This is a genomic window from Pseudomonas paraversuta (assembly GCF_904067025.1).
Lineage (GTDB): Bacteria > Pseudomonadota > Gammaproteobacteria > Pseudomonadales > Pseudomonadaceae > Aquipseudomonas > Aquipseudomonas paraversuta.
Genome location: NZ_CAJFDA010000001.1, coordinates 2780041 through 2796699, shown reverse-complemented (window position 1 = coordinate 2796699; position 16659 = coordinate 2780041). Strand labels below are relative to the sequence as shown.

The window sequence follows — 16659 nt, the reverse complement described above, 5'->3', positions numbered from 1 at the left end:
TTCATGAGTCAGCGTATCGATTACTCCAAGGCGTCACCGGAGGGCAACCGGGCATTTGCCAATGTCTATGCCTGTGTGCAAAACAGCAGCCTGCCCAAAGCCCTGATCGACCTGGTGTATCTGCGGGTTTCACAAATAAACGGCTGTGCCTACTGCATCGATCTCCACTCGCGGGATTTGCTCAAGCACGGCATGGCCGTGGAAAAACTGGTGCTGGTGCCGGTGTGGCTGGAAGGGGGGGAGTTGTTCAGCGCACGGGAACGGGTTGCATTGAGGTGGGCTGAAAGCGTCACCCGGGTCGAGCAAACCGGCGTTGGCGATGCGGACTATGAACTAGCAACCGCCGAATTCAGCGACCAGGAACTGGCAGACCTGACCTATGCCATCGGCCTGATGAATGCCTTCAACCGCTTCGGTGTGGCCTTTCGCATGACCCCGGCAGCGGCCCGGGGTTGATGCCATCGCTGGCAAGCCAGCTCCCACAGGAGAAGGGATGCCTTCCATCAGTGGCAAGCCAGCTTCCACAGGAGGAGGGATATCTTCCATCGCTGGCAAGCCAGCTTTCACAGGAAGAGGGATGCCTTCCATGGCTGGCAAGCCAGCTCCTACAGGAAGAGGGATGTCTTCCATCAGTGGCAAGCCAGCTCCCACAGGAGAGGGATGCCTTCCATCAGTGGCAACCAGCTTCCACAGGAGAAGGGATACCTTCCATCAGTGGCAACCAGCTTCCACAGGAAGAGGGATACCTTCCATCGCTGGCAAGCCAGCTCCCACAGGAAGAGGGATACCTTCCATCAGTGGCAAGCCAGCTTCCACAGGAAGAGGGATGCCTTCCATCGCTGGCAAGCCAGCTTCCACAGGAAGAGGGATGCATTCCACCAGTGGCAAACCAGCTCCCACAGGAAGAGGGATGCCTTCCATCGCTGGCAAGCCAGCTCCCACAGGAGAGGGATGCCTTCCATCGCTGGCAAGCCAGCTCCCACAGGAGAGGGATGCCTTCCATCAGTGGCAAGCCAGCTTCCACAGGAGAAGGGATGCCTTCCATCAGTGGCAACCAGCTCCCACAGGAGGAGGGGGGCCTTCCAGCAGTGAGAACTGGCTTGTGTGGGAGCCGGCTTGCCGGCGATGGGATCGGCCAGGCCTTCCCTAGAACTTCCAGCTGACCGACGCCGTCACGTTGCGCGGATCGCCATAGTTGCTTTGGCCGTAGCGCACGCTTTGCAGGTACTTGCGGTTGGTGAGGTTGTCCAGGTTGAGCTGGGTGCTCCAGTGCGCATCGATGTCGTAGCTGGCCATCAGGCCCACCAGCGCGTAGGCCGCCTGGTTGGCCGCCGGGGCATCGTCGTTCTCGATTTTGCTTTGCCATTTCAGGCTGCCACCTACCTTGACCTTCGGCGCCATCGGCAGTTTGTAGGTCATGGATGAGGTCAGGGCATTGCGCGGGATGAATTTGCGCCCGCGGTCATTGTCGGCATCGGTGATGTACACATAGGTGTAGCCGCCGCTGATTTGCAGGCCCGGCGCCAGTTCCCCGGACGCCTCAAGCTCTATCCCGTCGCTCTTGTAGGACATGCCGTCATACAGATACCCGCCCAGCGCCGGATTAAAGCCGGCATAGGTGGCCACGTTGTCCTGCCTGGTGTGGAATACCGCCGCGCTGACATCCAGTTTGTTATCCAGCAAATGGCCCTTGATGCCCGCTTCGTAACTCTTGCCTTGCAGCGGGTCGATCACTTTGCCCTGGGTGTTGAGGTAGTACTGGGGATTGAATATCTCGGTGTAGCTGGCATACAGCGAGTATTGCTCGGTCAGGTCGTAAACCACGCCCGCATAGGGCGTGACCTTGCCATGGATGCTCACATCCCGGGCCGAGCCGTAGTTCTCGCCGTCGCTGTCGGCGCTGAGCATGCGCGCCCCGATGATCAGGTGCAGATCGTCGGTCAGGCTCAAACGTGTGCCGGCATAGACACTTTTCTGCCGGTCGGTGTAGTTCGAGGTATCAGCGGCATTGGCGATGTTGTAGGTGGGCTTGGGAATTACCCCGTTGAGGGCATCTTGCAGCGAGACGTCGGTGTCGTACGACGAGGAGCCATACAGCGAGGTCTCCTGGGTGCGCGAGCGGGCCACGTTGGCGCCGAAGGTCAGTTGGTGTTCACGACCGCCGAGGGTAAAAGGCCCGCTGAAGGAAATGTCGCCATCCAGCTCGCGGGTCTTGTCCTTGTAGTTGGAGGCAAGACCGGTGAACCCGGTGGCCGAGCCGCTGTTGCCATACACGTAGAACATGTCGGTGTCTTCGCGGTGCTCCATGGCGGTCAGGGTCAGCGTCGACTTCCAGTCATTGGCGAAGCTGTGTTGCCACTCGGCAAAGGCGCGGGTGGTATGCACGTCCCAGTACACCCAGGGTTGGGCGATGCTGGAACGGGTGCTGCTGTAGTGCAGCGCCTTGCCGCTGGCATCGGTCAGCGGCAGCGCGCCCCAGCTGGCGCCGTTGGCATTGCTCTTCTGGTCTTCGATGCCCAGGGTCAGGGTGTCGCTATCGCTCAGGTCGAAGGCCAGCAGGCCGCTGAAAATATTCTTCTCCCGGGAGTAGCGGTCGAGGTAGGAATTGCCCGTCTCGTTGGCATAAATCACCCGTCCACGGACATTTCCCGAGTCGGTCAGCGGCCCTGAGACATCGAGGTCGACGCGGCGCTTGTCCCAGGACCCGGCACTGACACTGACCTTGGCTTCGGTGTCATAGGTGGGGCGCTTGCGCACAAAGTTGACCGTGGCCGAGGGGTTGCCGCTGCCGGTCATCAGGCCGTTGGCGCCGTGCAAAATGTCCACTTGCTCATAGGGCGCCATGTCGATATCGCCCACCAGCAACCCGCCGTTCAACGGCATACCCATGCCGTCGTACTGAAAGTTGGTGATGTCGAAGCCGCGGGCGGTGAAGTAAGTACGATCGGTCTCGATCTTCTGCACGTTGACCCCCGGGGTGCTGCCCAGCACGTCGCGGATACTGTTGAGTTTGAAGTCATCCAGTTGCTCGCGCTTGATGCTGGTCACGCCTTGAGGGGTTTGCCCGGCGCTGAGGTTCAGGCGGGTGGTGCTGGCATTCGGCCTGGCCTGATAACCCTGCGGCGCGTCTTCACCGTCGCCAGTGATGCTCGTGGTGGGCAGGTCCAGGGTGTCGGCAACGGCACTGTTGAGAATGCCCAGGGCGATCAGGGTGAGGGCTGACGTGGGCAGGGTGAACATTTTGCGCATGATCTGCGAATACTCCGGGCATGGAACTGCGTAAACGAGAATGGGTTACAAATTTTTACATTCTCGCAAATAACAATCAATGCCATTTACCAATCTTTACGATTCGCGTTTACCGGAGAGGCGATCATGCTGCGGTCTACCCAACGGTAGGAGCGAGCTTGCCTCGCGAGCTTTTTGCGCGTGGCGCATAAATCGCCAAGAGCTCGCGAGGCAAGCTCGCTCCTACAGGTTCAGGGTTCAGGTTGTTATTGGTCGATCAGGATCTTCGGGTTGGAGTTGCCCCATACGGTGTACAGGTCGGCCAGCAGCGCGCCGTTGATGTCTTCGACCTCTGCCTGGCTGATTTGCGCCTTGCCCTGTTGGCCGAACAGCACCACTTCATCACCGCTTTTCACGTCCGGGGCATCGGTGACGTCAACCATAAGGGTGTTCATCGATACCTTGCCCACCACCGGCACGCGGTGGCCGTTGATCAGCACAATGCCTTTGTTGGTGAACGCACGACGGTAACCGTCGGAGTAACCGACTGTGATGTTGGCCAGTTTCGAGTCACGACCCAGGGTGTAGGTGCGGTCGTAACCGACGGTATTGCCCTTGGGGTAGCTATTGACCGAGGCCACGTGGGACTTGAATTGCATCACCCGTTTGTAATCTGTGTGGGACGGTACGGTGTCACCGAACAGCGCGCCGCCGGGGCGGACCATGTCCAGATGCGACTCCGGCACTTCCAGGGTGGCGAACGAGTTGGCCGCGTGCAGGGTGATTTTGCTGCGATCGAGCCCGGCGACGTTCATCAGCCACTGCGCCTGCTGGTTGAAAGCCTTGAGCCCGGCGCGCACGTCATCGGCATCCTCGACGGCGAAGTGGGTCATGATCGCCCGTATTTCAAGGTTCGGCACTTTGGTGATGGCCACCGCGTCACGGCGCCCCTGGGCGGTGGTCATTTCCACGCCGTTACGGCTCATGCCGCTGGAGTTCAACCCCAGATGGACCACCAGCGGGCGACCGTGTTGCTCGGCAATCAGGCTGGCCCTGACCGCGAAGTCGAGGTTGCCCACCAGTTCTTCCATGTTGTACGGCAGCGCTGCTTCCAGCTCGCTGAGGGCGGCGGTGCGTACGCGGATCAACTGGCCCTTGAAGCCGCTCTCGCGCACCACACGGGCTTCTTCGTTGCTGGCAACCCCGACACAGGGAACGCCCATGGCAATCACCGACGGCATCAGCAGACCGATACCGTGACCGTAGGCATCGGCCTTGAGCACGGCGCAGATTTTCGACTTGCCATCCAGAGTGGCTTGCAGCACCCGGATATTGTTTTCAAAGGCAGCCTTGTTGATTTCGACCCAGGCATTGCTGTCCTGGGTACTGACCTGTGCCACACCATCGGTCATCGTCAGGGGCGGGGCGGCGAAGGCCGGGTTTTGCAGCAGAGCCATACCCAGAGAGAGGGCGAGCAGGGTGCGAGTGAAGGGCATCATCAGCGTTTCCATACTTTATTTTTAGGGAGGTAATAGGGCGGGGCGATACTAGATTTGACGCTGGCTAAAGTCACTCCCCTGGCCGCGGATCTGTCTCATTGTGTCGTGATGCCGATGATCTGTGGCCGATCCCCAAAGCTTGGCTATGCTCGAAAGTTTGCGGGGGGACGCGGGCGATGATTTCAGATCCGGAGATGTGTTTACGTTTGTTATTGGCGGCCTTGCTGGGCTGTCTGATCGGGCTGCAACGAGAGCATCTGTTCTGGTCCGCAGGGTTGCGTACCCACATGCTGGTGTGTACCGGTGCCTGCCTGTTCATGATGGTCTCGGCCTTTGGTTTCCAGCAGGCCCTGACCATGCCCGGTACCCAGCTGGACCCTTCACGGATCGCGGCACAGGTGGTGACCGGCATCGGCTTTTTGGGTGCGGGCTCAATTTTGCAGCGTGGTGCCGTGATCAGGGGCCTGAACACCGCGGCCAGCTTGTGGGCAGTGGCCGCCATTGGCCTGGCGGTGGGCGGCGGGCTGTATACCTTGTCGGTGGCGGCCGCAGCCTTGATCCTGGTGATTCTGGCAATTCTCGGGCCGCTGGAGCGCAAGTACCGCGATTACCTGAAGGTGCATGTGGTCAGGCTGGTGGCGCCGACCGCTACGCTGACAATGAGCCGGCTCAAGGAGGTATTGGGCGCCCGGGCCGATAACATCAAGCATCTGGTGACTGAGCGGGGGCCGGTGCATGACACGGAAATCGTCACCATCGAGTTCAGGAACACGTCCCGGCTGGAATACAACGCCATCGTCAACGACATCCTCGGCATACCGCAGGTTACTGAAGAGCAGTCTGTTCAGTAACCTGCGGTTTTGCAGCGGTCACGACTTGCTGTTGGCTCGCCCCGGATAATTGAGCACGAACTGCACGTGCGCCTTTACCCCTGTGGCTAGGGTCGCGTCATCGGCGGTGAAGTAGGGGCTGTGATTGTTGGGGGCCGAGGCCATGTCCTGGTCTGCGGGAGTGGCCCCCAGAAACACGAACAGCCCCGGGACCTTTTGCGCGTAATACGAGAAGTCTTCGCTGGGCGACAGCGAGGCGGGCAGCCGCTCAACCTTGCCCGGTGCTGCCAGCTCCAGTGCCGGCACCATGGCCTCGGTCAGGCCCGGGTTGTTGACGGTTACCGGGGTATGGTTGAGCAGCAACAGATCGCCCCGGGTCTCATAGGCACTGGCAATGCCCTGAACCAGTGGCGGCATTTTTTTCAGGATGGTGTCGCGGATCGCCGGGCTGTTGCTGCGAATGGTCCCGGTGAGCTCGACTGACTGCGGGATGATGTTGCTGGCCGAGCCGCCATTGATGGTTCCGACACTGACCACGGCCATGCCCTGGCTCAGATCCGCACGGCGGCTCACCAAGGTCTGCAGACCACCAATGACGGCGCTGCTGGCAACAATCGGATCGGCTCCGCTCCAGGGTGCCGAGCCATGGGTTTGTTGACCGTTCAGGGTAATGCGGAACTGATCGCTGCTGTTAAGCACCGTGCCGGCCTTGTAGTACAGGTGCCCGGTGGGGTAGCCCGCCATAACGTGAACCCCGAATATGGCTTCAACCTTGGGCGCGTCCAGTGCGCCGTCACGGATCATGGCCTGGGCACCGATCAGCGTATCGGTCTGCGAGTCATCCACATCGGCGGCAGCTTCTTCGGCCGGCTGGAACAGGAACACCACGGTACCGGCCACCTGGTCCCGATGCTCGGCCAGTACCCTGGCGGCACCCAACAGCATGGCGGTATGGGTGTCATGACCACAGGCATGCATCACCGGCACGGTTTTACCCAGGCGTATGCCGGTGGCTTTACTGGCATAGGGCAGGTCGTTCATTTCCTTGACGGGCAGCGCGTCCATATCGGCACGCAGTGCAACCACCGGCCCGGGGAGGCCGCCCTTGAGCACACCGACCACGCCTGTTTTACCGACCTGGGTCCGCACTTCGATCCCCAGCGCCTTGAGCCGATCGGCCACCAGCGCAGCGGTTTTAACCTCCATATTGCCCAGTTCGGGGTTCTGGTGAATGGTGTGGCGCAGATCGATGACGTCCTGGTTGACCGAGGCAACCGCCGGGTCAACCCAGCTCAGGTCGGCGGCCTGGGTGGTGGTGGCAATCATTGCGCTGATCAATGCAAGGTATAAGAGGCCAGGTCGTAGCGGCATGGGCATGCTGTTCACTTCTTGTTGTTGTGGATCCGCTCAGGGTATGTGGTTGCCCTGAGGGGTTCAAAGGCAGCCGGCCGATAGTGTTCGATTACCGGGCATTGGCGCCGGGCCACCATCGTTGCCATCGCGGGCAAACTCGCTCCTGCAGGGGCCGCGATGTTGCTCAGGTGTCTTTGAATACGGCCATCAGCAAGGGGTCATTCAGGTACGCCACATTGAGCCGGGTCCAGGGGTTGATCCGCGACTGCTCGGGGGAAAAGATGTGCCCCGGGGCGATCATGAAACCCTTGGGCAGCAGCTGCCGGGTCAGCTCCCGGGCATCGTCGATGTGCTTGAACCTGGCCCACAGGTAGAGGCTCTGCTCCGGACGGCAGAATACTTCGGCGCCGATCTCGTCGAGCATCTGCAGGCCGGCCGCCGTCGCAGCCTTGAGCCGCTCCTGCAGGCGGATCAGATGCCGCAGGAAATGCCCCTCGGTCAAAATCACATCCACCGTGCGCTCGCAGAACTCCGATGAGCTGGTGTGCAACAGCATCTTCAGGTCACCCAGTTCGTCTATCAGTTCCTTGCTGCCGGCGATGAAACCGACCCTTAGCGCCGCCGAGACCGATTTCGAAAAGCTGCCCACATACAGCGAGTGCCTGAGCTGATCCAGTGCCGATACCTTGATGGCCGAAGCCGGCTTGAAGTCGGCCAGTGCATCGTCATCCACCAGAATCAAGTTGTGCGCCTGGGCCAGTTGCACCAGACGATGGGCGATGCCTGGCGAGATATCGGAGCCGGTGGGGTTGTGACCCACCGATTGAATGAAGAACAGCCTGGGCTTGTGCAGGCGCAGATGCTGCTCCAGCACTTCGATGTCCGGCCCTTCGGCTCGCCGCGGTACCGACAGCATGCGCGCACCTTGCAGTTGCAGCTTGCCGAACAGCGGGTAGTAGCCGGGGTCTTCCACCAGCACCGTATCGCCGGGGGCAATGAAGCGCCGGATGATCAGGTCCAGTGCGTGATTGGCGCCATGGGTGGTGACGATTTGCCGGGGTGTGGCGTTAATCGAATAGCTGGCCAGTTTCTGCACCAGATGCTGGCGCAAGCCGGCATTGCCCAGGCGGTTGCCATAGCGAAACAGCGTGCTGACGCCGGTGCGCATGATCTGTCGGGTGAATTTGTCCAGGCGCATATCCATCAGCCATTCCACCGGCGGGAAGCCCTCACCCAGGGGCGAATGCCCCGGCTCGCGGACAAATTGCTGGCGCATCAGCCAGACGGTGTCCATGGCCCTGGCGTAGGGCAAGGGTTCGTCGGCTTCGTGGCTGGCAAGCGCCCCCTGACGCACGAAAAATCCCTGCCCGTGGCGGGCTTCGACCAGCCCCTGGGACGCCAGCGATTCGTAGGCATTGATTACCGTGTTTTTCGAATGGCCGAACAGGCGCATGCATTCACGCAGCGACGGCAACCGATCCCCTGCGCGATAGGTTCCATTGCCGATTTGCTCGCACAACGAAGCAGCCAGTTGCTGGGGGAGTGTCAGGCGCGTCATGGTCCGGAGTCCCTGAAATCAGAGGAGGGTACAGCTTGGGTACTGTTTGTCCGAACTGTACCTTTTACCCGGAGCCAAGGCGAATTAGGGTGCAGGTCAAACAATAAAGACCACAGGATTTGTTTATGAGCCTTGATTCGCGCCTTCCGATGTTCCGCAGCATGACCCCGTCCGCGCGTCTGGGGCACTTGCAAGAGGTGCTCAAACTGAGCGCCGAGGACGTTGCCCTGCTCAGCGATGCGGGTGCACTGGCGCTGGAAGTCGCCGACGGGATGATCGAAAACGTCATAGGGACCTTTGAACTGCCCTACGCGGTTGCCAGCAATTTCCAGATCAATGGCCGCGATGTGATAGTGCCGATGGTGGTGGAAGAACCTTCGGTGGTGGCTGCGGCGTCCTTCATGGCGAAACTGGCGCGCGAGGCCGGGGGCTTTCAGACTTCAAGTTCGCTACCGCTGATGCGGGCCCAGGTACAGATTGTCGAGGTTCCGGACCCGTACAACGCCCGCCTGAGTCTGATGCGGCGCAAGGACGAAATCATCGAGCTGGCCAACCGCAAGGATCAGTTGCTCAACAGGCTCGGCGGCGGTTGCCGCGATATCGAGGTGCATACCTTCGCCCAAAGCCCGCGCGGGCCGATGCTGGTTGCCCACTTGATCGTCGATGTACGCGATGCCATGGGCGCCAACACCGTGAACACCATGGCCGAGGCCGTGGCTCCGTTGATGGAAGAGATCACCGGCGGCAAGGTGCGGCTGCGGATTCTTTCCAACCTCGCCGACCTGCGTCTGGCCCGGGCCCAGATCCGCGTGGCACCGCAGCTGCTGACCACGGCTTCGTTCAAGGGCGAGGACGTGATTGAGGGCATTCTCGATGCCTACAATTTTGCGGTGGTTGACCCTTACCGCGCCGCCACCCACAACAAAGGCATCATGAACGGGATCGACCCGCTGATCGTTGCCACGGGCAATGACTGGCGGGCGGTGGAGGCGGGTGCCCACGCTTATGCCTGTCGCAATGGTCATTACGGCTCCCTGACCACCTGGGAAAAAGACACCGCAGGCAATCTGGTGGGCACCCTGGAAATGCCCATGCCTGTGGGCCTGGTGGGCGGCGCCACCAAAACCCATCCGCTGGCCCAACTATCGTTGCGCATCCTGGGGGTGAAGACTGCCCAGGAACTGGCCGAAATTGCCGTGGCCGTAGGCCTGGCGCAAAACCTCGGCGCATTGCGGGCGCTGTCTACCGAAGGCATTCAACGTGGACATATGGCCTTGCACGCCCGCAACATCGCCCTGTCTGCGGGGGCTCGTGGCGAAGAGGTGAGCTGGCTGGTGGCACAAATGGTCGAGGCCGGTGATGTGCGTGCCGACCATGCGGCCACCTTGCTCAAACACAAGCGCGGGCTGTAGGACTGCCCCGCCAACCCTGTAGGAGCGAGCTTGTAGTGGTCCAGTTTTTTTGGACCATTGCGTAGGAGTATTAAGCCGCCATTTCCTCAAAAGTAACTGGCGGCAGGTTATTCGAGGCGGAGTGACAACGCCGGTGGTTGTAATGGGCAATAAAATCCATCACGTCCCGCTCTGCCTCGAAATGATTCTGGTAGCCGTTTTCCGGTGACCAATCGTGCTTCTGTGATCTGAAGTAGCGCTCAACGACGGCATTATCCCAGCAATTACCGCGTCGGCTCATACTCTGCACAATGTTCTTTTCAGCCAAATATTTTACGAAACGCTCAGCGGTGTACTGGCAGCCCTGGTCCGAGTGGAAAACCAGCTCAGAAGTAGGACGGCGTATGCCCACAGCCAGCTGCAACGCCTTAAGTGAAAGCTCCGTATCCGCCGTTCTCGAAAACGCCCAGCCTACAATCCTGCGCGAGAAAAGATCCATGACAACCGCCAAATACAGCCAGCTCCCACCGACCCTGATGTAAGTAATATCTCCTGCCCAAAAAGTGTTCGGGGCCGCGGGATTAAAGCGACGGGCCAGGATATTAGGTGCGATGTTGGAGGGCTTGGTCATTCGCCGATAGTGGGCGTAACGTGCGCGCCGCCTGACCAGCCCGAGGGTTTTCATCAGGCCACGCATTCGATGACGCCCCACTTTCATCCCCTGTTTCTTCAGCGCTTTGCTAAAACCCCTACTACCCAAAGCACCACGATGCTCTTTATGCAGTTGGCGAATTTTCTTCTCCAACTGACGCTCAACTCCGCGCGGTCGCTTGGGATGACGTTGCGCGTAATAGCTGCTGCGAGGGACACCGAAAAGACAGCACAGGTGTCGTACCGACATCGCGCCTTTGGTGCCCTCGATCATTTTATTCGGCTGAAAAGCACCTTTAGATGAGAGGGCAACTGCTTTTTTAAGACGTCATTCTCTGCCTCCAGCAGCGCTAATCTGGCCTGAAGCGAATCAATCAGATCTTGATTCTGCGGGCGGGTGGTTTGCGAGGCTCCTACATGCTCCTTGTGCCATCGGGAAACCCACCGCCGCAAAGCCGTCGGTCCCACGCCGGTTTGTTCGCACGCCTTTGGCACGGAGTAATTCATTTCCACGACCAAGCGAATGGCCTCGGCTTTTTCTTCGGCAGTTACGACCCGAAATCCCATGATGAATCCTTAAGTTGATACTCCTACATGATGGTCCATAAATATTGAGCCACAACAGCTCTTGGTCGCCGGGTTGAAAAAACTCGCGAGCAAGCTCGCTCCTACAGACAAGATGGCCCCTGCCGGGGTAGGCGCCATCTCTTCATCTCCATAACAATAAAAGTGGGAGAACTCTTTGAAACCCGAACTCTACGAAGTATGGGGCGACACGGTCGATGCCCGTCACCTGGTGTACGCCATTGGCATTGGCGCAGTGGTCAGCCTCAGCGCATTTTTCGTCGCCCAGCACTTTCTGCTGATGTGGGTGGAGTCGGCGCAGATGGCACGGGCCTACGCCATGCTGGTGGGCATCCTCGGCTGTCTGGCAGGCGGGGCCATCAGTGCCACCCTGTTTAAACCCAAGCGCCATGTGGTGGAACATCAGGCTGACCCGGCATGGCGCGCGCAAGTGCTGGTGGAATTGCAGAACGAGTTCGGCGACCTCGGGCGACTCGCTGACTTGCCGCCAGAAACCGTGGCCGAGCTTCGAGAAATGGACCTCTACGATCTGTTCGCCAACTATGAAAAGGACCTGGCTGCAGCCCCGGTCGCTGATGCGGCCAGTGGCCTGAGTGTCAGTGGGAGCCGGTCATGATCGCGCCCTTGCTGGAGCAGATTGTTATCGCCCTGGGCATGGGCATTTTGGGCGCAGTGATTTTTGCCGGTATCGGGCTGATCTCCGGCAGCGATGAAACCACGACCCTGGCCCCCCTGACCCTGCTGGTGGTGTTGCTAGGAGTTCCGGCCCCCGGCGTGCTGACCTTTTTTCTCGCCGGCGCCGTGGCCAAACACATGACCCACGCCGTGCCCACTGCACTGCTGGGTATCCCCGGCGACACCCTGGCCACACCGCTGATGCGCGAAGCCAACCTGTTGCGCAAGCTCGGGGTGCCGCATATCGCCTTGCGCAAGATGATCTCGGGGGCGGTGATCGCCGCCTTGATCGCGGTGCCGATGGCCGTGTTGTTCGCGGTGATGCTGGCGCCGTTCGGCGATGCCATCAAGCGCAGTGCACCGTGGATTTTCCTGGCGGCGGCGATCGCCATTGCCTGGTTTTCCAAGGGCCGGCTGGCGGCCGTACTGGCCTTGATTCCCTTTGTGCTGATCATCCTCGGTTTGCAAGCCCTCACCGGGCAATTCGGGGTCAAGCTCAGCGTCAGTTACTTTCTGGGCATTGCCATAGGCCCGTTGATCGCGGCCCTGTTCGCCTTGCTTGCACCTGACGAGCGCCGCAGCATGCGTCGCAGCGAAGTGCGCACTTTCTCCCTGTCACCGGATGTCAAAAGCGCCGGTGGCTACTTCCCCAATCCGTTGAAGGTGCTCGACAGCCAGCAAAGCCGCTGGACCGCCATCACCGCGGTAATTTCCAGCGCCACCTTTGTCTTCAGCCCGGTGGCCATGACCGTGATTCTGGGGGAACTGGTCGGTTCCAGAATCAAGCATGTCTACCATCGCCTGACCACGGTGATCACTGCGCGCAACGGGGTGACGGAGTCGACCTACATCGCCGAAGCGCTGATCCCGCTGATTGCCTTCGGACTGCCCCTCAGCCCGGTGGCGGCGGGCCCGGCAGCACCGCTGTTCAATGCACCGCCACGCTTTACTGTGGACTCGGCCACCGGTGAGGTGCACAACCTGCACACGCTGCTCAGCACCTGGGAGTTTTTCGGCTACGGCATGCTGGCGGTGGTCGTTGCGATTCTGATCGCCTATCCATTCACCATGAACTACGCCTACCGTGCGGCTTCCTGGGTCACGCGCAAGATCAGCCACGAGGCGGTAATCGCCACCTTTGTGGGGCTGATACTGGTGATCGGCATTTGGGAAGGTGGCTTGCTGGGGCTGCTGGTGATCGTCACCGTGGGGCTGCTGGGCGGGTTCCTCTCGCGCTTTCTGGGCTTCAACATCGGTGTGCAGTTCATGGGCTACTACACCGCCGTACTGACCGTGCCGGCGCTGCTATGACTCTGTAGGAGCGAGCTTGCTCGCGAGCTCCTGGTCTTGAAACAGCTCGCTCCTACAGGTTGGAAGGGCAAAAAATCATAAATTCGAAAAGCCCCGCCCGGGGCTTTTTTTATGCCTAAGGTAATGCGAATAAGTTATTGGCTGACTCTTTTTAAGATCGTTTAGCTTTAAGTCATCGCCGGTTACAAACCGCTAAACGTCTTTTTGTTGATTCTTGGGGGAGTAAGCCATGCCGTATACACGGGACATTAGCGCCTTGCCGATTCTGGATCTGTCTTTGCTGGACGGTAGTGCGCTCCAGCGTCAGGGGTTTCTTGACGATCTGCGCCACGCCGCGCGTGATGTCGGTTTTTTCTATCTGACCGGGCATGGCATCGACAGCGGGTTGTTGCAGCAGGTACAGGCCAGCGCCCGGCAATTTTTTGCCTTGCCGGAGAGCGAAAAAACCGCAGTCGGCATGATCAATTCACCGCACTTTCGCGGCTACAACCGCGCCGCTTCCGAGATCACCCGGGGTCAGCCCGATCTGCGTGAGCAGTTCGATGTGGGCGCCGAAAGAGCAGTGCTGCCCAGCGCTGACAACAGCCCCTGGTGGGCTCGCCTGCAAGGCCCTAACCAGTGGCCGGCGGCGCTGCCCGAACTGAAACCGTTGCTGCTTGACTGGCAGCAAGCCATGACCGGCATGTCACTGCGGTTGCTGCGGGCCTTTGCCGAGGCGTTGTCGCTGCCGCAGGACGCTTTCGACCGCCTGTACGGCGATAAGCCCAATGAGCATGTCAAGTTGATGCGCTATCCGGGACAGGCGCCAGAGCAAAGCAATCAGGGGGTGGGGGCGCACAAGGATTCGGGCTTCCTCAGCTTTCTGCTGCAGGACCGCCAGGGCGGTCTGCAAGTGGAGATTGAAGAGGGGCGCTGGATCGATGCACTGCCGCTGGACAACACCCTGGTGGTGAATATCGGTGAGCTGCTGGAGCTGGCCACCAACGGCTATCTGCGTGCCACGGTGCACCGGGTGGTGTCACCGCCCGTGGGCAGTGAGCGGCTGTCGATTGCATTCTTCCTCGGCGCGCAACTGGATGCCGTGGTGCCGCTGTATCCATTGCCCACGGTATTGCTGCGTGAGGCGCGGGGACCGGTCAGCGATCCGGATAACCCGTTGTTCCGTGATGTGGGCTGGAACTATCTCAAGGGCCGCCTGCGCTCGCACCCTGATGTTGCCCGGCGCTACTACGCCGACGCCCTGATTCCCAACGCGCTGAGCGCTTGATTAAGGACTGCACCATGTTCAAAAAAACTGGCTTGACCCTGGCTGTGCTTGGCACGTTGCTGACTTCCTTCGGTGCCCTGGCCCAGGAACCGTTGCGGGTGGCAGTGGACCCGGTACCCCATGCGCAAATCCTGGCGTATGTACAAAAAATCGATCCGCAGTTGAATCTGAAGGTGATCGAGATCCCCAATGGGGTGAACTCCAATGAGCTGCTGGCCCATGGTGAGGTGGATGCCAACTATTTTCAGCATCTGCCGTATCTGAAAACCCAGGAGCAGGCCCTCGGGCAAAAATTTGTGGTGGCCGCCACGGTGCATATCGAGCCACTGGGGATTTATTCCCATCGTCACAAGACCTTCGCCGAGGTACCGCAACAAGGTACGGTCGCCGTGCCTAACAACGTCACCAACCTCAGTCGCTCACTGTACCTGTTGCAGGACAACGGGCTGATCAAGCTCAAGTCCGGTTTCAATGACCCGGCCACCGATCAGGCGACGCTCAAGGACATTGCCGAAAACCCGAAACAGCTGAAGATTCTGGAAATCGAATCGCCGCAGATTCCCCGCGCCCTGGATGATGTGGACCTGGCGGTGATCAACGGCAACTACGCGCTGGAAGCAGGCCTGGTGCCGGCCAAGGATGCGCTGGGGCTGGAGAAAGCCGAGGGTAACCCCTACGCCAATATTCTGGTGACCGTCCCGAAACTGCAGGACGACCCGCGAATCAGACAACTGGCCAAAGACCTGACTTCCCCGGAGGTTGCCAAGTACATCAACGACACTTTCTCGGGCTCGGTGCTTGCGGTCGCGGTCCCGGACAGCAAGCCATGATTGTCGTCGAGCAGTTGAGCAAAACCTACGCGCCCGGGCAGCCGCCGGCGCTGGATCAGGTGTCGCTGAGCATTGCCGATGGCGCGATTTTCGGGATTCTCGGGCGTAGCGGGGCGGGCAAGTCGACGTTGCTGCGGTGTCTCAATCTGCTCGAACGCCCCAGCTCCGGGCGCATTCTGCTGGATGGTGCTGACCTGACGGCCCTGTCTGACGCTGAACTGCGCCGCCAGCGTCAGCGCATCGGCATGATTTTTCAGGGTTTCAATCTGCTGCACTCACGCAATGTCTTCGACAACGTGGCCGTGCCCCTGGAGATTGCCCGGGTGAGTAAAGAGCAGCGCCACAGCCGGGTCCGCGAGTTGCTGGATCTGGTGGGCCTGAGCGACAAGGCACAGGCGTTTCCATCGCAGCTGTCCGGCGGGCAAAAACAGCGGGTCGGTATTGCCCGGGCCCTGGCTGGACGCCCGGCTTACATCCTGTCGGATGAAGCCACCAGCGCTCTGGACCCGGAAACCACGGATTCGATTCTGCAATTGCTGCGCAATATCAACCGGCAATTGGGGGTGACCATCGTGTTGATCACCCACGAACTGGAGGTGGTCAAGGCCATTTGCGACAGCGCAGTGTCCCTGGCCGCCGGACGCATAGTGGAGAGCGGCAGCCTGGTGCAGTTGCAGGCTGACCCATCGTCAAAACTGGGGCGTTTACTGGCTCCGGGTCTGCAAGTGGTGAGGGCAGGATGAAAACGGACTGGCATGACATTCTTCAACTGTTGCTCACCGCCACTGGCGAAACCCTGTACATGGTGCTGCTGGCCGCACTCTTCACCGTGCTGATCGGCCTGCCGCTGGGGGTGCTGCTGTTCATCAGCCGTCGCGACGGGTTGTTTCCCTTGCCACGGCTTAACCGGGTGCTGGGGGCGGTGATCAACCTGGGGCGCTCGCTGCCCTTTGTGGTGCTGCTGATTGCCCTGATCCCGCTGACCCGGTTGCTGGTGGGCACCACCCTGGGCAGCACGGCTGCGGTGGTGCCGATCACCATCGGGGCCTTTCCGTTTTTTGCCCGGATTGTCGAGAACGCGCTGGATGAAGTGGACAAGGGCCGGATCGAAGCAATCCTGGCGATGGGCGGCCACATTGGCCATGTGATTTTCAAGGTGCTATTGCCCGAAGCGCTGCCGGCCTTGTTGGCGGGCATTACCCTGACCCTGGTGATGCTGATCGGCTTTTCATCCATGGCCGGGGTCATTGGTGGTGGCGGCCTGGGTGACCTGGCGATCCGTTATGGCTATCAGCGCTTCAATAATCAGGTGATGGTGGCCACGGTGGTGGTGCTGGTGATTCTGGTACAGAGCGTGCAAAGCCTGGGTGACGGGCTGGTGCGGTCACTGGCCCATCGGCGCTGAAGGATCGAGGGCAGGCAGTCTCAGGCCATAATTTTTTCTTTGCCAGGCTGGCGATGTGATGCAGGATCACGTCCAG

15 protein-coding genes are annotated in these 16659 nt (G+C 60.2%); 9 read left to right on the top strand and 6 right to left on the bottom strand.

From position 1 onward, the window contains the following. The first annotated feature begins 3 nt into the window (after positions 1 to 3). Positions 4 to 456 (top strand): carboxymuconolactone decarboxylase family protein, encoded by a 453-nt coding sequence (locus JQ848_RS12765; protein ID WP_202210798.1) that lies wholly within the window; start codon positions 4 to 6, stop codon positions 454 to 456. A 690-nt stretch (positions 457 to 1146) separates the two neighbouring features. Here the strand turns inward: JQ848_RS12765 and JQ848_RS12760 are convergent. Continuing rightward, the gene (locus JQ848_RS12760) at positions 1147 to 3249 is read right to left on the bottom strand and encodes a TonB-dependent siderophore receptor (RefSeq protein ID WP_202210797.1); all 2103 of its coding nucleotides are present in this window, start codon (positions 3247 to 3249) and stop codon (positions 1147 to 1149) included. 245 nt (positions 3250 to 3494) lie between these two features. After that, a complete protein-coding gene (gene alr / locus JQ848_RS12755) occupies positions 3495 to 4724 on the bottom strand; it encodes an alanine racemase (RefSeq protein WP_029612909.1) in 1230 nt (409 codons plus the stop codon). 179 nt (positions 4725 to 4903) lie between these two features. On the opposite strand from alr, the gene JQ848_RS12750 reads away from it, so the two are divergent. Then, positions 4904 to 5578, top strand: coding sequence for an MgtC/SapB family protein (locus JQ848_RS12750; protein WP_003445922.1), 675 nt, complete (start codon positions 4904 to 4906; stop codon positions 5576 to 5578). A gap of 18 nt (positions 5579 to 5596) precedes the next feature. On the opposite strand, the gene JQ848_RS12745 is transcribed toward JQ848_RS12750, so the two are convergent. Next, positions 5597 to 6883 carry an amidohydrolase gene (locus JQ848_RS12745; RefSeq protein ID WP_202210796.1) on the bottom strand — a complete coding sequence of 429 codons (1287 nt, stop codon included), beginning with the start codon at positions 6881 to 6883 and terminating at the stop codon, positions 5597 to 5599. A gap of 211 nt (positions 6884 to 7094) precedes the next feature. Further along, entirely contained in the window at positions 7095 to 8468 is a 1374-nt protein-coding gene (locus JQ848_RS12740; RefSeq protein ID WP_003445906.1) for an aminotransferase-like domain-containing protein, read from the bottom strand. A 125-nt stretch (positions 8469 to 8593) separates the two neighbouring features. Between JQ848_RS12740 and JQ848_RS12735 the strand changes: the two genes are divergently transcribed. Beyond that, positions 8594 to 9880, top strand: a complete 1287-nt coding sequence (locus tag JQ848_RS12735; protein ID WP_003445902.1) for a hydroxymethylglutaryl-CoA reductase, degradative — start codon at positions 8594 to 8596, stop codon at positions 9878 to 9880. Positions 9881 to 9950: 70 nt separating this feature from the next. Here JQ848_RS12735 and JQ848_RS12730 read toward each other — a convergent pair whose 3' ends face one another. Together JQ848_RS12730 and JQ848_RS12725 are read right to left on the bottom strand one after the other, a co-directional pair. Continuing rightward, a complete protein-coding gene (locus JQ848_RS12730) occupies positions 9951 to 10784 on the bottom strand; it encodes an IS3 family transposase (RefSeq protein WP_202210380.1) in 834 nt (277 codons plus the stop codon). Then, a complete protein-coding gene (locus JQ848_RS12725; protein WP_202210795.1) occupies positions 10781 to 11077 on the bottom strand; it encodes a transposase in 297 nt (98 codons plus the stop codon). The genes JQ848_RS12730 and JQ848_RS12725 overlap by 4 nt, the downstream gene beginning before the upstream one ends. A gap of 175 nt (positions 11078 to 11252) precedes the next feature. Between JQ848_RS12725 and JQ848_RS12720 the strand changes: the two genes are divergently transcribed. From JQ848_RS12720 to JQ848_RS12695, 6 genes are all read left to right on the top strand, one after another. Continuing rightward, positions 11253 to 11711 carry a hypothetical protein gene (locus tag JQ848_RS12720; RefSeq protein WP_003445900.1) on the top strand — a complete coding sequence of 153 codons (459 nt, stop codon included), beginning with the start codon at positions 11253 to 11255 and terminating at the stop codon, positions 11709 to 11711. After that, entirely contained in the window at positions 11708 to 13081 is a 1374-nt protein-coding gene (locus JQ848_RS12715; RefSeq protein WP_202210794.1) for a tripartite tricarboxylate transporter permease, read from the top strand. The genes JQ848_RS12720 and JQ848_RS12715 overlap by 4 nt, the downstream gene beginning before the upstream one ends. 229 nt (positions 13082 to 13310) lie before the next feature. Further along, positions 13311 to 14348: an isopenicillin N synthase family dioxygenase gene (locus JQ848_RS12710; RefSeq protein WP_003445896.1), complete on the top strand. Its 1038-nt coding sequence runs from the start codon at positions 13311 to 13313 to the stop codon at positions 14346 to 14348. Between the two features lie 14 nt (positions 14349 to 14362). After that, positions 14363 to 15178, top strand: a complete 816-nt coding sequence (locus JQ848_RS12705; RefSeq protein ID WP_202210793.1) for a MetQ/NlpA family ABC transporter substrate-binding protein — start codon at positions 14363 to 14365, stop codon at positions 15176 to 15178. Beyond that, positions 15175 to 15921 carry a methionine ABC transporter ATP-binding protein gene (locus JQ848_RS12700; RefSeq protein WP_003445891.1) on the top strand — a complete coding sequence of 249 codons (747 nt, stop codon included), beginning with the start codon at positions 15175 to 15177 and terminating at the stop codon, positions 15919 to 15921. Before JQ848_RS12705 ends, JQ848_RS12700 begins: the two co-directional genes overlap by 4 nt. Then, entirely contained in the window at positions 15918 to 16583 is a 666-nt protein-coding gene (locus JQ848_RS12695) for a methionine ABC transporter permease (RefSeq protein ID WP_003445889.1), read from the top strand. The genes JQ848_RS12700 and JQ848_RS12695 overlap by 4 nt, the downstream gene beginning before the upstream one ends. Positions 16584 to 16659 lie beyond the last annotated feature (76 nt).